The organism is Arthrobacter sp. StoSoilB19, from assembly GCF_019977275.1.
Taxonomy (GTDB): Bacteria; Actinomycetota; Actinomycetes; order Actinomycetales; family Micrococcaceae; genus Arthrobacter.
The window spans coordinates 3,465,155-3,481,853 of record NZ_AP024650.1 but is presented as its reverse complement, the minus strand read 5'-3'; the positions used below and the strand labels follow the sequence as shown (position 1 = coordinate 3,481,853).

Annotated in this window: 14 protein-coding genes; 8 read left to right on the top strand and 6 right to left on the bottom strand. The window is 67.1% G+C overall.

The window, feature by feature from the left end:
* The first annotated feature begins 33 nt into the window (after nt 1-33).
* Complete coding sequence (gene pta / locus LDO86_RS16085) at nt 34-2,160, top strand: phosphate acetyltransferase (RefSeq protein ID WP_018768853.1); 2,127 nt, start codon at nt 34-36, stop codon at nt 2,158-2,160.
* A 78-nt stretch (nt 2,161-2,238) separates the two neighbouring features.
* Here pta and LDO86_RS16080 read toward each other — a convergent pair whose 3' ends face one another.
* Complete coding sequence (locus LDO86_RS16080) at nt 2,239-3,570, bottom strand: MFS transporter (protein ID WP_018768852.1); 1,332 nt, start codon at nt 3,568-3,570, stop codon at nt 2,239-2,241.
* A gap of 270 nt (nt 3,571-3,840) precedes the next feature.
* Here LDO86_RS16080 and LDO86_RS16075 point away from each other — a divergent pair, with 270 nt between their 5' ends.
* The 4 genes from LDO86_RS16075 to LDO86_RS16060 all read left to right on the top strand — a co-directional run bounded on the left by LDO86_RS16075 (nt 3,841) and on the right by LDO86_RS16060 (nt 8,809).
* Nucleotides 3,841-4,566, top strand: coding sequence for a GntR family transcriptional regulator (locus LDO86_RS16075; RefSeq protein WP_043424825.1), 726 nt, complete (start codon nt 3,841-3,843; stop codon nt 4,564-4,566).
* Between the two features lie 171 nt (nt 4,567-4,737).
* Nucleotides 4,738-6,087: an L-fuconate dehydratase gene (locus LDO86_RS16070; RefSeq protein WP_018768850.1), complete on the top strand. Its 1,350-nt coding sequence runs from the start codon at nt 4,738-4,740 to the stop codon at nt 6,085-6,087.
* Nucleotides 6,084-7,613: an aldehyde dehydrogenase (NADP(+)) gene (locus LDO86_RS16065; RefSeq protein WP_018768849.1), complete on the top strand. Its 1,530-nt coding sequence runs from the start codon at nt 6,084-6,086 to the stop codon at nt 7,611-7,613. Before LDO86_RS16070 ends, LDO86_RS16065 begins: the two co-directional genes overlap by 4 nt.
* The gene (locus LDO86_RS16060; RefSeq protein WP_018768848.1) at nt 7,610-8,809 is read left to right on the top strand and encodes a fumarylacetoacetate hydrolase; all 1,200 of its coding nucleotides are present in this window, start codon (nt 7,610-7,612) and stop codon (nt 8,807-8,809) included. Before LDO86_RS16065 ends, LDO86_RS16060 begins: the two co-directional genes overlap by 4 nt.
* 86 nt (nt 8,810-8,895) lie before the next feature.
* Here LDO86_RS16060 and LDO86_RS16055 read toward each other — a convergent pair whose 3' ends face one another.
* Nucleotides 8,896-9,186, bottom strand: coding sequence for a hypothetical protein (locus LDO86_RS16055; RefSeq protein ID WP_018768847.1), 291 nt, complete (start codon nt 9,184-9,186; stop codon nt 8,896-8,898).
* Between the two features lie 111 nt (nt 9,187-9,297).
* Between LDO86_RS16055 and LDO86_RS16050 the strand changes: the two genes are divergently transcribed.
* Entirely contained in the window at nt 9,298-9,654 is a 357-nt protein-coding gene (locus tag LDO86_RS16050) for a VOC family protein (protein WP_155845538.1), read from the top strand.
* Between the two features lie 55 nt (nt 9,655-9,709).
* Complete coding sequence (locus tag LDO86_RS16045) at nt 9,710-10,873, top strand: acetate kinase (protein WP_018768845.1); 1,164 nt, start codon at nt 9,710-9,712, stop codon at nt 10,871-10,873.
* Nucleotides 10,874-10,913: 40 nt separating this feature from the next.
* On the opposite strand, the gene dctP is transcribed toward LDO86_RS16045, so the two are convergent.
* Complete coding sequence (gene dctP, locus LDO86_RS16040) at nt 10,914-12,029, bottom strand: TRAP transporter substrate-binding protein DctP (protein ID WP_018768844.1); 1,116 nt, start codon at nt 12,027-12,029, stop codon at nt 10,914-10,916.
* A 160-nt stretch (nt 12,030-12,189) separates the two neighbouring features.
* Here dctP and LDO86_RS16035 point away from each other — a divergent pair, with 160 nt between their 5' ends.
* Nucleotides 12,190-12,756 carry a GNAT family protein gene (locus LDO86_RS16035; RefSeq protein WP_018768843.1) on the top strand — a complete coding sequence of 189 codons (567 nt, stop codon included), beginning with the start codon at nt 12,190-12,192 and terminating at the stop codon, nt 12,754-12,756.
* Here the strand turns inward: LDO86_RS16035 and LDO86_RS16030 are convergent.
* The 3 genes from LDO86_RS16030 to LDO86_RS16020 all read right to left on the bottom strand — a co-directional run bounded on the left by LDO86_RS16030 (nt 12,753) and on the right by LDO86_RS16020 (nt 16,608).
* A complete protein-coding gene (locus LDO86_RS16030) occupies nt 12,753-13,949 on the bottom strand; it encodes an FAD/NAD(P)-binding oxidoreductase (protein WP_018768842.1) in 1,197 nt (398 codons plus the stop codon). The genes LDO86_RS16035 and LDO86_RS16030 overlap by 4 nt on opposite strands.
* A gap of 4 nt (nt 13,950-13,953) precedes the next feature.
* Nucleotides 13,954-14,160 carry a DUF2945 domain-containing protein gene (locus LDO86_RS16025; protein ID WP_018768841.1) on the bottom strand — a complete coding sequence of 69 codons (207 nt, stop codon included), beginning with the start codon at nt 14,158-14,160 and terminating at the stop codon, nt 13,954-13,956.
* Between the two features lie 213 nt (nt 14,161-14,373).
* Nucleotides 14,374-16,608, bottom strand: coding sequence for a S9 family peptidase (locus tag LDO86_RS16020; RefSeq protein WP_018768840.1), 2,235 nt, complete (start codon nt 16,606-16,608; stop codon nt 14,374-14,376).
* Nucleotides 16,609-16,699: the final 91 nt, after the last annotated feature.

Here is a 16,699-nt window from a genome sequence, read left to right as displayed (position 1 = left end):
ACCTGCACCAGCAAGAACAGCAAAGGGCGGACCATGGCCAAAGGCATCTACGTCAGCGCAACCACCCCCGGCTCGGGCAAGTCCCTGGTAGCCCTGGGGCTGGCGGACACCCTGCACCGGCACGCGGACCGGATCGGCTTCTTCAAGCCCGTGGTTCACGGCCCCTCGGCAGCCGAGGACCCCATGGTGGCGCTGATGAAGTCCCGGTTCGCCCTGGACGAGGACCGGTGCCGCGGCGGCCTGACCTACGGGGAGGTCCGCACGCTGCTCGCGGAGGGAAACCGAGCCGAGATCGATGCCAGGTGCGTGGAGATCTTCGCCGACATCGCCCGCCTCTGCGACGTGGTGATCGTCGAAGGCACAGACCTGGTGGGCCAGGACTCCGCCGTCGAATTCGACCTCAATGCCCGGCTTGCCAACAACCTGGCCACGCCCGTGGTGGCTGTTGTGGGCGCCAAGGGGCGGACCGTTCCGGAGACCGCTGCCGCCGTCGAAGTGGCGCGCAAGGAACTTGCCGCGGAAAAGTGCTCGCTCCTGGCCATCATGGTCAACCGGGCAAACGCCGATGACCTGGATGCCATTGCGGCGGCCCTGAAGCCCGGTGCCTCCGGCCGGCCCGTGTACATCCTGCCGGAACTGGAGGAGATCGCCCGGCCCACTACCGGGGAGGTGGCCATGGCGCTGGGCGTGCGGCAGATCGCCGGCACGCCGGACATGGAACGCGACGTCAGGGACATCAAGGTGGCCGCCATGAATGTGGGCAACTTCCTGAACGTGCTGGATGAAGGCGCCCTGGTGATCGTGCCGGGGGACCGGGCGGACGTGATGGTGGCCTGCCTGGCATCCTCCTTCTCACCCGAGTTCCCGGTGGCGTCGGCGCTCATCCTCACCGGCGGCCTGGCCCCGGATGCCAACATCTACCCGCTCCTGGCGCAGGCACCGTTCCCGGTGTTCGCCACCGGAGATGACACCTACCAGACCGCCCGCCGGGTCTCCGAGGTCCGCAGCGAGATCTGGTCCGGGCACCGGCGCAAGGTGGCCTCCGCCCTGGGGCTCTGGTCCCGGCGGGTGGATGAAGCCGAGCTGGTGGAGCGCCTGCACCTGCCCAGGCCCGAGCGGATGACCCCGCTGCGGTTCCTGCACGACCTCATCGAGCGGGCCCGGTCGCAGCGCCGCCACGTTGTCCTGCCGGAGGGAACCGATGTCAGGATCCTGCGCGCAGCCGAAATCCTGCACCGCCGCGATGTCTGCGACCTGACGCTGCTGGGCCCCGAATCCGCCGTCCGGGAACTGGCCGCCGCGAACGGCATCGACCTCACCGGGATCAACGTCATTGACCCTGCCACCTCCGAACTTCGGGTCAGGTTCGCAGAGAAGTACGCCGAACTGCGGGCGCACAAGGGCGTGGACCTGCCCAAGGCGCTGGAGATCATGCAGGACGTGAGCTACTTCGGCACCATGATGGTCCAGCTGGGCGTGGTGGACGGGATGGTCTCCGGCGCGGCGCACACCACGGCGCACACCATCCGGCCGGCCCTGGAGTTCGTGAAGACCCGGCCGGGCGTGAAGATCGTGTCCTCGGTGTTCCTGATGCTCATGCCGGACCGCGTGCTGGTCTACGGCGACTGCGCGGTGAACCCGGACCCCAACGTGGAGCAGCTGGCGGACATTGCCCTGGCCTCGGCCGAGACCGCCGCCCAGTTCGGCGTGGAGCCGCGGGTTGCCATGCTCTCCTACTCCACCGGAGGCTCAGGATCGGGTGAGGCGGTGGACGAGGTGCGGCAGGCCACCGAGCTGGTCCGCCGGCGCCGCCCGGACCTCGCCGTGGAGGGCCCCATCCAGTACGACGCCGCCGTGGATGCCTCCATTGCCGCGTCCAAGATGCCCGGCTCCTCGGTGGCGGGGCAGGCCACGGTGTTCATCTTCCCGGACCTGAACACCGGCAACAACACGTACAAGGCGGTGCAGCAGAGCTCGGGTGCCGTTGCCGTGGGCCCCGTCCTGCAGGGGCTGCGGAAGCCGGTCAACGACCTGTCCCGCGGCTGCACGGTGGAGGACATCGTGAACACCGTGGCCATCACCGCCATCCAGGCGCAAAGTGCTGCGAAAGCCCAGGTGCAGGAACAGGCGCAGGTCTCTGCAGAGGCACCGGCCTCCTAGGGCACCACGCAGAAAACGTACGACGCCGGCACTTTGGTAAGTGCCGGCGTCGTACTTTTGCCTGGCGGCTGGGAAGGCCTAGGCGGCTGCCTTGACCTTCAGCGGCTCGATCTTGCCAATGACGAACAGGTAATTGGCTGCGCCAATGAGGGAGATCGCGCCGATGACGGCCAGCGGCGCCACGAAGGATCCGGTCTGGTCCACCAGCACGCCGATCAGGATCGGCGTGAAGATGCCGGCCAGGTTGGAGGCGAAGTTCTGCAGGCCGCCGATGGAGCCGACGTGCCGTGAACTTGGGGCAACGTCCGCCGGCAGGGACCAGATTCCGGTTGCCGCCACGGTGAGGCTGGAGTAGGCGACGGACAGGAGGGCAAGGGCCATCCAGGCTTCCGGGACCAGTGCGGCAAACATGATGACGGAGCCGCCTGCCAGGCCGCCGGCGATGGCCGTTTTGCGGACCTTGCTGACCGGGGACCCGGCGCGCACGGCACGGTCGGCCAGGTAGCCACCCAGCCAGCCGAACAGGACGGCGCAGATGCCGGGGATGGCGCCGAAGAAGCCGAGCTTGAGGAGGTCGAAGCCGCGTTCCTTGACCAGGTAGCTGGGGAAGAACGTGATGAAGAAATAGATGGCGCTGTTCAGGCAGAAGAAGCCGAACATCATGCTCAGGATGGTGCGGTACTTGAAGAGCGAACGCCAGGGGAGTTTGGCCGCGCTTTCGTCGTCGCTTGCCGCGCCGCGGGCGCCGCCGTCCTGGATGTAGCTGACTTCGGCGGCGTTGGCGCCGGCGTGCTCCTCCGGGCCGCGGTAGTACTTCCACCACACGGCGGCCCAGATGATTCCAAGGACACCGATGATGATGAACACCGCGTGCCAGGAGGTGAAGGCGACGATCAGGGTGACGATCGGCAGGGCGATGACGGCCCCGACGCGCGAGCCGGAGTCCCAGATGCTGGTGGCGAAGGCGCGTTCGCGGACCGGGAACCAGGTGGCCACCACCTTGGCGGCTGTGCTGGGCGCCGGGCTTTCACCCACGCCGAGGAGGAAGCGCGCCGCGAAGAGGGACCAGAAACTGGATGCGGCGGCGGTGACCATGGTGAAGACGGACCACCACACGGCGGCCAGTGAGAACGAGCGGCGCGGGCCTACCTTGTCCACGTACCAGCCCGCTGCGAGCTGGAAGAAGTCGTAGGCCCAAAAGAAGGCGGCAAAGATCAGGCCCTGTTGGGTGGCGCTGAGTTCAAAGTCCTTGCCCATGAAGGGCAGTGCGACGCTGAGGCTGGAACGGTCCAGGTAGTTGATGCTGAGGCCTATGAAGGCAAGCCAGATGATCACCCAGCGTTTGCGGGTCATCAGGCGGGGCTGCCGGGCTGGAGTGCCAAGGGTTGTTTTACTTCCGAGCGTAGTCATGCGGTCTCCTTCGACATATACATGGCTTCGGGTGCGGTGCGCACGTGCGGGAGGGGGAGACGCGGAAGATATCTGCGCCAAAATCATATAGGAATCGGGTTAATCATATAGATTTTGTGATCCAGATCAAGTGTTGCTTTTGGAAAGCCTGCGGAGAAGCTGCCGGCGGCGGGTGGCTTATGATTCCCCCAGCAGCTTCACTCCAACCGGCGCCCGTGCAACCGGGTGCCCCGGTTCAACCCGGTCCACTCCAGTTCAAGAGGTAATTGCGTGCCCCCACGTCAACCATCCGAAGTTCCGCGCGGCAAAGCAGCCGTTCCCGACGTCTACACGGCCATGCGCGCCTCCATCCTGGACGGCGGGATTGCTCCGGGCACCCGCATCAACATTGATGCCGTGGCCCGCAGCCTTGGCGTCTCGCAGACCCCGGTCCGTGAGGTGCTCCAGCGGCTCGAGGGCGACAACCTGGTGGTGTACAACCCCGGCCGCGGCTACAGCACCACCCCGCTCCTGGACCTGCCGGAACTGCGCTCGCTGTTCGAGTTCAGGCTCCTGGTGGAGCCCTGGGCGGCGCGTGCGGCGGCGGTGGACCGCCTTGCCAATCCGGCCGCCGCGCTGGAAAAGGAGCTGGCGGGCTTCCGGGGCACCATGAAGCGCAGCAAGGACCTGAGGCAGGATCTGGTGGCGCACGACACCCGCTTTCATGACACCATCCTGGCCGCCTCCGGAAATCCGGTGGTCCGGCACGCCTTTGCCCAGACGCACTGCCACCTGCACACCTTCCGGCTCTACCCGGCAGATGTGGACGGCGCCATCACGGTGGCTGAGCATACGGCCGTGCGTGAGGCGATCGAAGCCTGCGATCCGGAGCGGGCCGAGGCGGCCATGACCACCCATATCCGCAACTCCTTCGACAGGTTTGCCCAGGCCTTCGAAGGTGAACTTGCCCCCCTGGAGGACAGCGGCCCGCCGCGCAGGCGGATCATCACCGGCTAGCCCAGTGCGGCGCAGCCCCGGCCCCGCAGGCCGGGGCTTTTGTGTGCCCGGGCAAGCGAATGCCTGCCGGGCAGGTCTTGACCTGGATCACATGTCCTATATGATTTTAGAAATTCGTATAGGAATCGAATCTTTCCCCTCCCAGCAGTCGTAAACCGAAAGTTGAGTTCCATGCCTTCCATCACGTCCATCAAGACCCAGGACGTTCGTTTCCCCACATCCCTCGAACTTGACGGTTCCGATGCGGTCAACGTCGACCCTGACTACTCCGCCGCCTACGTTGTCATCCGCACCGACGCGGGCGATGAGGGCCACGGCTTCATCTTCAGTTGCGGCCGCGGCAATGAAATCCTCACGTCCGCGATTGACGCCTACGCACGCCTGCTGGTGGGCCGCGACATCGACGAGCTGATTTATGACCTGGGCGGCGCGTCCAGGCTCCTGGTCCACGACTCCCAGCTCCGCTGGCTGGGACCCGAGAAGGGCGTGACCCAGATGGCCTGCGGCGCCCTGGTCAGCGCTTTGTGGGACATCCGTGCCCGCCGCGAAAACAAGCCGTTGTGGCTCCTCCTTGCCGAAATGACACCGGAGGAACTGGTCAGCGTGGTGGACTTCACCCACATCCGCGACGCCCTCAGCCCCGAGGAAGCCCTGGAGATCCTCCGCGCCGGCCAGGAAGGCAAAGCCCAGCGCATCGAGTCGCTCCGGAACAACGGGTTCCCCGCCTACACCACCTCCCCGGGCTGGCTGGGCTACAGCGACGAGAAATTGGTCCGGCTGAGCAAGGAGGCGGCCGCGGAAGGCTTCTCCATGATCAAGCTCAAGGTGGGCGGCGACATCAACGACGACCGCAGGCGCATGGCCCTGGCCCGTGAGGCGGTGGGCGCCCTGCCCATCGCCATTGACGCCAACCAGCGCTGGGAAGTCTCCGAGGCCATCGAGTGGGTCAACCAGCTGGCCGAATTCAACCCCTACTGGATCGAAGAGCCCACCAGCACGGATGACATCCTGGGCCACGCCGACATCCGCAAGGGTGTCACCCCCGTACGGGTGGCCACCGGAGAGGCCGTGGCGAGCCGGATCGTCTTCAAGCAGCTCCTCCAGGCCGGCGCCATCGACGTCCTGCAGCTGGACTCCACCCGTGTGGCCGGTGTCAACGAGAACATCGCCATCCTGCTGCTGGCAGCCAAGTTCGGGGTCCCCGTCTGCCCGCACGCCGGGGGAGTGGGCCTGTGCGAACTGGTCCAGCACTTCTCCTTCTTCGACTACGCCGTGGTGGGCCGCAGCCAGGAAAACCGCATGATCGAATTCGTGGACCACCTGCACGAGCACTTTGCCGAACCCGTCCGGATCATCGACGGCCGCTATGCCGCCCCGGCACTGCCCGGCACGGGCGCCGAGATGCTCACCGCCTCCCGCGCCCGCTGGGAATTCCCCAACGGCGCAGGCTGGCAGGAAGTGGGCAACCGGGCCGCCGTCACCGGCGGATCCCTGGCCGCGGCGGCAGGAGCCGGCCGATGACCGCGGCCCCCCACGCAACGGCCGTCCTCGCCGGACCCACCACCGCAGGGGAGCTCGACGCCGCCGTCGGCGCCGCCCACCGTGCCTTCGAACAGGCCCGTTTGGCGGACCCGCACCGGCGCGCCGGCTGGCTTGAAGCCATTGCCGCCGGCCTGGAGCAGGACGCTGCGGGACTTGTGCAGACCGCCGTGGCCGAAACACACCTCGGGACGGCCAGGCTGGAAGGGGAACTGAAGCGCACCGTGTTCCAGCTGCGGCTCTTCGCGGCGGAAATCCGCCTCGGGGAGCACTTCGACGCCACCATCGACCACGCCGACCCCAACTGGTCCATGGGCCCGCGCCCGGACCTTCGGCGCTACAACGTCCCGCTCGGCGTCGTGGGCGTCTTCGGCGCCTCCAACTTCCCCTTTGCGTTCAGCGTGATGGGCGGGGACAGCGCGTCGGCCCTGGCGGCCGGCTGCGCCGTCGTCCACAAAGCCCACGACGCCCACGCCGGGCTTGCGGCCCGGACCGCGCGGACCGTGATCGATGCGCTGGAAGGTGCAGGTGCGCCGTCGGGCCTGTTCTCCATGGTGACCGGGCGGCAGGCAGGCGAGGCGCTGGTGGACCACCCCCAGGTGAAAGCCATCGGTTTCACCGGCTCCACCGCGGGCGGCCGCGCCCTGCTCGACCGCATCGCTGCCCGCCCGGAGCCCATTCCGTTCTTCGGTGAACTGGGCGGCATCAACGCCGTCTTCGTCACGGGCAGGGCCTGGGCCGCGCGGCGGGCGGACATCCTCGCCGGCTATGCTGCCTCGTTCACCCTGGGCATGGGCCAGTTCTGCACCAAGCCCGGGCTGCTGTTCGTCCCCGCGGGGCAGGCCGATGACGTTCGCCGCGAACTGGCGCAGGCCCTGGCAGGTTTCACGCCCGCCCGGCTGCTCAGCCCCCGCCTGCACGACGGGTACAGCGATGCCGTCAGCCGGCTCCGGGACACCGACGGCGTGGACATCCTGGTGGAAGGCGACTTTGCCGAGGAGCCGGCCCCCACCGTCCTGCTCACCACTGCCGACGAGGTCCGGAAGAATCCGGAACTGCTCCGCCAGGAGATGTTCGGGCCGGCCAGCCTGGTGGTCGCGTACGACGACGAATCCGGGTTGCCGGCCCTGGCCGGGCTGCTGGAAGGGCAGCTGACCACCACGCTCCAGGCGGAAGCGGACGACGACGTCGCCGCGCTCGCTGCCCGGCTGGCGGACACCAGCGGCCGGGTCCTGTGGAATGGCTGGCCCACGGGAGTTACCGTCAGCTACGCCCAGCACCACGGAGGGCCATACCCCGCCACCACCTCGGCCACCACGTCGGTGGGCACGGCGGCGGTCCGCCGGTTCCTGCGGCCGGTGGCATACCAGGACTTTCCCGCGGACCGGCTGCCCGAACCCCTGCAGGACAGCAATCCCTGGCAGGTTCCGCAAAGGGTGGATGGCGTCTGGCAGCGCCCATCCGGCGCCGCAGCCGGGGTTGTGGCCACCCAGGAGGACAAGCAATGAACGCCACAGGCCCGGAAGACGTCCACGCCATACTCCCCGAGGACGCGGACCAGGCCCTGCTGATCGGGCGGGTCTGGGATGTGGAGAGCGGGGGACCACGCGTTGTGGCCGTCAGCGGGGGCAGCGTCTTTGACCTGCACCGCCTGGCCGGAACGGTCGCGGATCTCCTGGAGCTGCCCGATCCCGCTGCCGCCGTCCGCTCAGCCCTGGCAGATCCCGGCCTGGCGGAACCGCGTTGGGACACGGCCGGCGTCGTCAAGGCGTCCCTGGAGGGTGACAGCACCCGGACCCGGTTGCTGGCCCCCGTGGACCTCCAGGTCATCAAGGCCTGCGGCGTCACGTTCGTGGACAGCATGATCGAGCGCGTCATCGAGGAGCGCTGCGCCGGCGACGCCGGACGCGCGGCCGGGGTCCGGGAACTGGTGGGCCGCGCCCTGGGTGGAAGCATTTCCGCCCTGCGGCCGGGATCGCCGGAAGCCGCCGAAGCCAAACGCGTCCTGATCTCCGAAGGCCTGTGGTCGCAGTACCTGGAAGTGGGGATCGGTCCGGACCCGGAAGTCTTCACCAAGGCCCCGGTCCTCTCCTCGGTAGGCCTGGGCGCGGGCATCGGCATCCCGGCCTTCTCGTCCTGGAACAACCCGGAGCCGGAGCTGGTCCTGATCGCCACCTCCGGCGGCACAGTGGTGGGTGCGACGCTCGGCAACGACGTGAACCTGCGTGATGTTGAGGGCAGGAGCGCGCTGCTGCTGGGCAAGGCCAAGGACAACAACGCCTCCAGCGCGCTGGGACCGCTGATCCGGCTGTTCGACGGCCAATTCACCCTGGATACGCTGCGCGGCGAGGAGATCCTGCTGGGCGTCGAAGGCCCGGACGGCTACCTGCTGGAGGGCCGGAACAGCGTGTCCCGGATCAGCCGGCCCTTCGAGGAGCTCGTGGCGGCGACGCACGGGAAGCACCATCAGTACCCGGACGGATTCGCACTGTTCACGGGGACCCTGTTTGCGCCCACACAGGACCGCGACGTGCCCGGACAGGGCTTCACCCACAAACACGGTGACCGGGTGACCATCCGCAGCCGGCACCTGGGTGCCCTGATCAACCGGGTGGGGCCCTGTGAGGAACTGCCGGAGTGGTCATTCGGCCTGCGCCGGCTGTTCGCATACCTGGCCGCGCAGCAGCAGGAGGCGCGGGCCTAGCTGTGGTGCAACAACGTACGACGCCGGCACTTTGGTGAGTGCCGACGTCGTACGTTGTTCATGGGGTGCTTTGGTGCCTGCGGTGCTTAGCTGTTGTCCGGCTTGGCCAGGCTCTCCTGATCCTCTTCCTTGGCAGGCTCGTCGGAGAGGCCCTGCGGGGTGAGGTCCAGGTCCTCCCGGTTCTCGGGCGCCTCCGGCGCTTCCCCGGTTTCTGCGGCCTTGAGGTTGCCGGTGTCGTCCAGGGCCGGATTGGCGCCCTCCACTCCCGTGGGATCACCCTTGCCGCCGGATCCCGTTCCGGCGTTAAGCGGGGCGGTGCTGCTGGATCCCGTGTTGGTGGGGTCGTTCTCGTCGATCGAATTGGGCTCGTTCGTCATGGAATTGTCCTCTCGGCGTGGTCCAGCCTTGTCCGCCGACCATAGGCACAGCGGGGCCTGATCCGCAAGGAAGGGCCCGACCCGATGTTCCCCTCGGCTAACATCGCTGGCATGCCCGGTACAGCCATCACCACTGCCTTCATCCCTGTCCGCAACCCACATGCCGCGGCCGTCTGGTACCGCCGATTTCTTGGACTCAGCGTCGCGGAGGCGAACACCTTCTCAGCAGTCCTCACCGCTGCGGGAACCGCGTCCGTCACGCTGATGGGCCCGGACAGCGGCATCAAGGCCGCCCCCGGGCTGGCGTGGGCAACCTGCAATTTCATGGTGGACGACCTGACTGGAACGCATGCCGTGCTGGCGGAAAGCGGTGTTCCGGTCGGTGCCATCGAGGGGTCTCCGGAGGTATGCCTCTTCTTCACGGCGCAGGACCCGGACGGCAACACGCTGCTGCTCACCGACCGATAGCGGCTCAACCTATAGTGGGGGTTGAACTGCAGACGCCAGGCTGAGGAGGCCCCGCATGCTCGTGCTCGTCATCAACTCCGGTTCGTCCTCCCTGAAGTACCAGGTCCGTGACGTGGCAGCCGGAACGGTCCTCACCGAGGGGCTGATCGAGAAGATCGGCATGGGCAACGGCGGCGGCGGGGACGGCGAGATCGAGGGCCCGCGGGACCACGCGGAGGCGCTGGAGCAGGTGGACGCGGCCATCCACCGGGAACTGGGCGGCCTTGAGCTCGGTGCGGTGGGGCACCGGGTGGTCCACGGCGGCGAGCGGTTCGCCGAACCCGTCCTGGTGGACAACGAGATCACCCGCGCCATCGAACGCCTCAACCCGCTGGCGCCGCTGCACAACCCCGCCAACGTGCTGGGCATCCGGGCCATCACCAAAAAGTGGCCCAAAATGCCGCAGGTGGCCGTGTTCGACACCGCCTTCCACCGCACCCTGCCCGAGCACGCGTGGCGCTACGCCGTCCCGGACGAGCTGTACACCAACCACGGCATCCGCCGCTACGGTTTCCACGGGACCTCCCATGAGTACGTGGCGCGCCGGTCGGCCGCCCTGCTGGACCTTCCCGCTGAGGAGTTCGACGGCGTCATCGCGCACCTGGGCAACGGTGCCTCCGTGACCGCCATCCGCGGCGGGAAGTCGGTGGACACCTCCATGGGCTTCACCCCGCTGGAGGGCCTGGTCATGGGCACCCGCTCCGGCGACCTTGACCCTTCCATCCTGGTGTTCCTTGGCCGCGCCGGCTGGACGCCCGAGGACATCGACACCATGCTCAACCGGGAATCGGGGCTGAAGGGCCTGGCCGGCAACAACGACATGCGCTCGGTGGTGGAAGCCTCCGAGTCCGGGAACGAAAAAGCCACGATGGCGCTCGCGGTGGCATCCTACCGGCTGGCCAAATACATCGGCGGCTACCATGTGGCAGTCGGTGGGGCCGAGGCTCTGGTGTTCACCGCGGGGATCGGCGAGAACTCCTCCCAGTTCCGGGCGCAGGTGGCGGACCGGCTGGGCGCCCTGGGCATCGAGCTCGACGGCAGCCTGAACTCCCAGCGGTCCAAGGAACCGCGCGTCATTTCCACGCCCTCGTCCGCGATTCCCGTCCTGGTGGTCCCCACGGATGAGGAACGCGCCATCGCAGAGGCAACAGCCGCCGTCGTCGGTTCAGCTGCTCCCTGATTTCCCCTGACGGCAGGGTACGACCGGGGAGCAGCAGGCCTCAGTAAGTGTCGAAGTCGCAGGGTTCCACCGCGGGCTCGGCCGGGGTTCTTGCAGCCAGGTCACGGAGCCGCGCAATGAGTCTCCTGGTTTCCGCGTCCTGTTCGAGGACGGCGTAAACCGGGGCCGCCGCATCCCGGAAGGCGGTGAGGTCCTGGTCTGTTGCCATAACCACTTTGCCGCCGCCCTCGCAGTACCGACGCGCCTCGTCCGCGAGCGGTGAGAGGAGTGAGGAGGCCCAATCCCTGGTGGAGTCCGCCGCCTCCTGGAGAATTCGCTGTTCCTCCGCACTGAGGGCGGTCCTGGCTTTGTCGTTTATCACCAGGGTGCTGATCTTTGAGTGCACTACAAGGTTTCCGGTGGCGATGGCGCGCCCTGTCCTGGTCTTCGCGCCCGGCAAATTGGAGGCGTAGGCCATTGATGATTCCGCGCCGCCTACCGTTCCGGCCTCAACTCCGTCACCGAATTCCCGGTCACCCAGGTCCCGAGGCAACGCGCCAAGCGCCTCAAGGACTGCGTAGTTCGTTCCGGATAGGGGTGCCCTGATCACCATCCCCTGGATGTCCGCCAACCTGAGGATGGGCGAGGCGAAGGAGAACAGCATCCGCGGGCCCTCGGGAAGCAGCGCCAGCCCTGTGACGCCCGCATCCTTGAGGCCGGCCAGCATCCCTTGCCCATACTCCGGTTTCACCACTTCCCTGGTCATGGCGCTGGATGTCACCAGGAAGGGAGCGGAGAGGGCACGGAAAGACAGTATCCCCTCGGTGTCCCAGGCCCGGGCCGGCACCACAGCCATCTCCAGGTCCCCGCTCATCACCCGGTGGGCCACGGCCTGGTCCCAGGCTCCGGCCCCATCACCTGCGGCCTTGAGGACCGGTTCAATGACCAGGCTCCCGTGGGAACGGTCCTCAACCTGCCGGACAAATTCTTCGATCTGGCCGCGGGTGGGTACGTTCGCATCGTCCTGCGTCGCGATGCGGAGCACTTTGGCAGTGCGGGCTGCCGTGGTCGCCGGCTGGGTGGGATCCTCAGTGGAGTCGTTATAGGTGCACGACACGGTGGCCAGCAGCATGCCGACCGCCAGAGCGGCTGCCCAAAGCTTCGCCGGCTTCTCCATCGAAACTACTTTCCAAGGGATGGGACATCCACAACACGGGCGCCAGCAGGCCGTAGGCGAACCGTACTCCCCGGAGGTTCGCCGGAGCAAGAGCAGACCCGCCCCGCGAAGGTGCCGGCCGCCGTCGTTCTTCACCGGACCTTTGGCGTAGCCTCGATCCATGCCTGACATTTCCCTGCCGATCCGCACCGAACGGCTGGTACTCCGCCGTTTTGACGGCGGTGACCTTGAGGCCTTCCACGCCTACCACTCGTTGCCGGAGACCGCCCGGTTCCTGCCCGGCCCGGCCAAGAGCTACACCCAGTCGATGGAGCGGGTGGGCCGGTACGCCAACTTTGCCTTCGAGAAGGAGGGCGACTGGGTGGCCCTCGCCATCGAGGCAGCGAATGAGCCCGGGCTGCAGGGGGAGGTGGTGCTCAAATGGCTGCCGGGACTCGGCCAGGGCGAAGTCGGGTGGACACTGGCGCCCGGAGCACGCGGCAAGGGTTACGGCACGGAGGCCGCCCGGGCCATGCTCCATCTGGGCTTCGGGGAACTGGGCATGCACCGGATTGAAGCCCGGCTGGATGAACTCAATGTGGCGTCGGCGTCAGTGTGCGGCCGGCTGGGCATGCGGCTGGAGGCGCGGCACATCGACAAGTGGCATTACAAGGGCCAGTGGGCCACCGAGCTCATCTATGCCATCCTGGCCGATGAATGGCGCATCGGTTCCGGCGGTGAGCTTTAGGCCCTGCCCTTGAGGATCAGGTTCCAGTAGATCTTCGGGAACAGGTCCCGGTCCACAACCCATGACAACTTGCTTTCGTTCCAGGTGGGCACCCGCGGAATGGTGGGCATGGGGCGGTAACGGTCATCGAACTCGGCGAACACCACCGTGTCCCGTGACACCGTGAACGGGCACACCGAGTAGCCGTTGTACTTCGCCGGCAGCCGCTTGCCTTTCCGGGCTGCCACCAGGTTCTTGGCCACCACTTTGGTCTGCTTGCGCAGCGCCCCGCCGGATTTGGAGTTGGTGGTGCCTGCGGCATCGCCCAGGGACCACACGTTGGGGTAGCGGAGGTGCCGAAGGGTCTGCCGGTCCACCTCCACGAAGCCGCCCGTGTCACCGGCGGCCGGCAGGTCCGTGGCCTTGAGCCAGTCCGGGGCCGACTGCGGCGGGACGGCGTTGAGGACGTCGTAGTGCAGGTTCTCCACGGTATCGGCGGCAAGATCCCGGATGGTGGCTGTTTGGCCTGCAGCATCCACGCCAACCAATTCGCTGTTGGTCCGCAGTTCGATGCCGTACTCCGCAATCTTGCGGTCCAGTTCGCGGTCCACCTCCGGGACCCCGAAAACGGTGGGGTAAGGCTGGACCATCACCACGCGGATCCGGTCCAGGAGGCCCTGTTCCCGCCAGTAGTCGCAGGCCAGGTACATGGGTTTCTGGGCAGCGCCGCCGCACTTGATGGGGCCCGCCGGCATGGTGAAAACGGCGGTGCCGGACGTCATGCTGCGGAGCAGCGTCCAGGCCTTGGACGCCAGTTCGAACTCGTAGTGGGAGGCGCCGGAGGGCGAGTGCACGGCCTCGGCCAGGCCCGGTACCGCGTCCCAGTCGTATTGCAGCCCGGGGCACACCACCAGCTGCCCGTAGGCCACGGTGGAACCGGACGCCAGGGTGACCGTGTTGGCGGCGGCATCAATGCCCGCGGCGGCGTCATGGATCCACGTCACGCCCTGGGGCGTCACGGATTCCTGCGAGCGGATGGCTTCCTGTGCCTGGGCGCGGCCTCCTGCGATATGCGAAAACAGCGGCTGGTAGAGGTGATGGTCCTTGGGCTCGATGACAGCCACGTCCTTGACCCCGTACCGCTGCAGCCGGGCTGCCAGGGAGATGCCGGCGTTTCCGCCGCCGATGATGACTACCTCGTACTGGGCAGCCACGGCGCTACTTCTTCTCGGTCAGCGCGGATGCCTTGTGCGCCGCGCGGGCACCCGTCTTGTCCGACTCCACCACATACTGAGGTTCGTCCTCAGTGGCGCGGTGCGTGTTGCCGTCGAGTTCAAAGTCGCTGGTCTTTTTTTCGACGATTTTGCCGTGCGTCTTGCCCTGCGAAGTGTTCCACTCCACATGCGTTCCCTTGCTCAATGACATGCCTGCTCCTCTGGGATCCCTGCGGAAAACAAGTGCCCCCCAATAGTAAGCATGGTTAGCTTATGGGCGCATTGACAGGGAATTCCTCTGTCACCGCCTCTGAGCAGGTGGGCGGCGGTCCCGTCACGAAGGGAACCAGCCCTGAAGCAGTGCCTGCCGCAGGGCTGGCGAAGGAAAGCGTACGACGGCGGGACGCGCCCGCCGTCGTACGTTTCAGTCCTGCTTCAGGCCGGCTCCGGGCAGCAGTTCTGTTGCGCCCAGGGAATCGGCGATGAAGGCGTAGTCCCAGGCCCTCTCGCGCCACTGCACGTACCGTCCGGACGCGCCGCCGTGGCCACCGTCCATCTCGATCTTCATCACGATAGGTTCGGACCCCGTGGTCTTGTTCCGCAGTTCCTGCACCCACTTGGCCGGCTCCACGTACAGGACCCGGGTGTCGTTGAAGGACGTCACCGCGGCGATCTTGGGGTAGGCCACCGCCCGCACGTTTTCGTAGGGGGAGTAGGACTTCATGTAGGCGTAGGCCAGCGGGTCCGTGATGGGATTGCCCCACTCCTCCCACTCCAGCGCGGACAACGGCAGGTCCGGATCCAGGATGCTGGTGAGCGGGTCCACGAACGGCACCTGCGCCACGATGGCCGCGTACTTCTCCGGTGCCATGTTGGCCACGGCACCCATCAGGAGTCCACCGGCCGAACCGCCCAGGGCGGCGATGCGGGAGGGATCCACCCAGCCCGAGTCCGCCAGCCAGTCGGTGGCGTCCACGAAGTCGGTGAAGGTGTTCTTCTTGGTGAGCTTCTTGCCGTCCTCGTACCAGTGCCGGCCCAGCTCGCCGCCGCCGCGGATGTGGGCGATCACGAACACCACACCGCGGTCCAGCAGGGACAGCCGTGCTACTCCGAAGCCGGGGTCCATGCTCATCTCGTAGGAGCCGTACCCGTACACCAGGCCGGCCGCCGTCGAATCCTGTTTGACGGCCTTGTGCCGCAGGACCGACAGCGGGATGCGCGTGCCGTCACCTGCGGTGGCCCATTCCCGGGTGGCCACGTAATCGCTTCCGTCATAGCCACCCAGCACGGGGCTCTCCTTGCGGAGCAGCAGTTCGCCGGTGGGCTGCTCCGGGGTGGGCAGGACGAAGTCGTAAATGCGGGACGGCGTGAAGTAGGACGTGTAGCCCAGCCGGATCACGGGTGCCTCGTAGTCCGAACCGCCCACCCCCGCCGTGTACAGCTCCTCGTCGAACGCCGGCTCCACCGGCGCCTGCTGCGCAGGCGTGCCCAGGCCGGCCAGCCCCATCACCTGGACGCGCTCGATGGTGTCCTTGCGGATGGACACGACCAGGTGCGTGGCGGTGACACCGGCGCCGTTGACGCGGACGTCGCCGGAATGTTCCACGACGGTCTGCCAGGTCTGTTCTGCCAGCGGCTTGTGGAGTTCTTCCGCGTCAGCCAGGGAGACCATGGAGTTGATGGCGCCGTGGTTGTGCGTGAGCAGGATTTTCTCGGTTTTCCCGTCGGGGCCGTCGAGCAGGAAGGGCTCGGCCTCATACAGGATGCGTTCATCCCGCGAGATCACCGTGCTGACGGTTCCGGTGGGGTCGTCGAAACGGAGCAGCCGGGTTTCGCTGTACTCCGAGCATCCAATGCCCAGCACCAGGTAGCGCCGGTCCGCGGAGAGCTCGAAGCCCAGCCACATGGCGGGGTCGTCCTCCTGGTACACCACAACGTCGTCGGCCACGGGTGTGCCCAGGACGTGCGCCTTCACCTGGTACGGGCGCCAGGACTCGTCCACCACTGTGTAGAAGATACGGGTGCCGTCCGGGGAGAACGCCACGCCGTAGAAGATGTTTTCGATGGCATCCGGCAGCAGTTCACCGGTGCGGAGGTCCTTGATCCGGAGGGTGAAGCGTTCGTCTCCGGAGTTGTCCACTGCGTAGGCATAGAGGGTTCCGTCAACCGTGACGGCGGTGCCGCCTATGGAGAAGAACGGCTTGCCTTCGGCTTCCACGTTGCCGTCCAGCAGGATTTCCTCGCCGGGGATCTGCAGGCCGGGTTCCACGGCGGGCGGAGTCCAGTCCGCCACCTTGTCTCCGGTGTCCTGCGCCTTGACCCGGCAGTGGATGCCGTATTCCTTGCCCTCCGCGGAGCGGCTGAAGTACCACCAGCCGTCCTTGCGGTGTGGAACGGAGAGGTCTGTTTCCTGGGTGCGGCCCTTGATCTCCTGGAAGATGGCCTCGCGGAGCGGCTCCTGGTGCGCGGTGACGGCTTCCTGGTACGCGTTTTCGGCCCGCAGGTGCTCCACGACCTCCGGCGATTCCTTGTCCCGCAGCCACTCGTAGTTGTCCACGAACGTCTCCCCGTGGTGGGTGCGTTCGGTGGGGATCTTCTTGGCAACCGGGGGCGCCGGGGTGGCAGTGCCGGTGGAATCCTGCAGGGAGGTGGAGGTCATGGATTCAATATATAGACCAGCCCGGACAAGTCGGCAGGCCGTTCGCTACCGGGGGAGAAGGGACGCCCCGAATGGGGCGAAAGACTCTGGG

Bases quoted from the DNA above. Each gene is read 5' to 3' on its own strand.
- LDO86_RS16070 (WP_018768850.1), top strand. From the start codon at position 4,738: ATGCCTTCCATCACGTCCATCAAGACCCAGGACGTTCGTTTCCCCACA.
- LDO86_RS16025 (WP_018768841.1), bottom strand. From the start codon at position 14,160: ATGTCATTGAGCAAGGGAACGCATGTGGAGTGGAACACTTCGCAGGGC.
- LDO86_RS16065 (WP_018768849.1), top strand. From the start codon at position 6,084: ATGACCGCGGCCCCCCACGCAACGGCCGTCCTCGCCGGACCCACCACC.
- LDO86_RS16035 (WP_018768843.1), top strand. From the start codon at position 12,190: ATGCCTGACATTTCCCTGCCGATCCGCACCGAACGGCTGGTACTCCGC.
- LDO86_RS16045 (WP_018768845.1), top strand. From the start codon at position 9,710: ATGCTCGTGCTCGTCATCAACTCCGGTTCGTCCTCCCTGAAGTACCAG.
- LDO86_RS16055 (WP_018768847.1), bottom strand. From the start codon at position 9,186: ATGACGAACGAGCCCAATTCGATCGACGAGAACGACCCCACCAACACG.
- pta (WP_018768853.1), top strand. From the start codon at position 34: ATGGCCAAAGGCATCTACGTCAGCGCAACCACCCCCGGCTCGGGCAAG.
- LDO86_RS16020 (WP_018768840.1), bottom strand. From the start codon at position 16,608: ATGACCTCCACCTCCCTGCAGGATTCCACCGGCACTGCCACCCCGGCG.
- LDO86_RS16060 (WP_018768848.1), top strand. From the start codon at position 7,610: ATGAACGCCACAGGCCCGGAAGACGTCCACGCCATACTCCCCGAGGAC.
- LDO86_RS16080 (WP_018768852.1), bottom strand. From the start codon at position 3,570: ATGACTACGCTCGGAAGTAAAACAACCCTTGGCACTCCAGCCCGGCAG.
- LDO86_RS16050 (WP_155845538.1), top strand. From the start codon at position 9,298: ATGCCCGGTACAGCCATCACCACTGCCTTCATCCCTGTCCGCAACCCA.
- dctP (WP_018768844.1), bottom strand. From the start codon at position 12,029: ATGGAGAAGCCGGCGAAGCTTTGGGCAGCCGCTCTGGCGGTCGGCATG.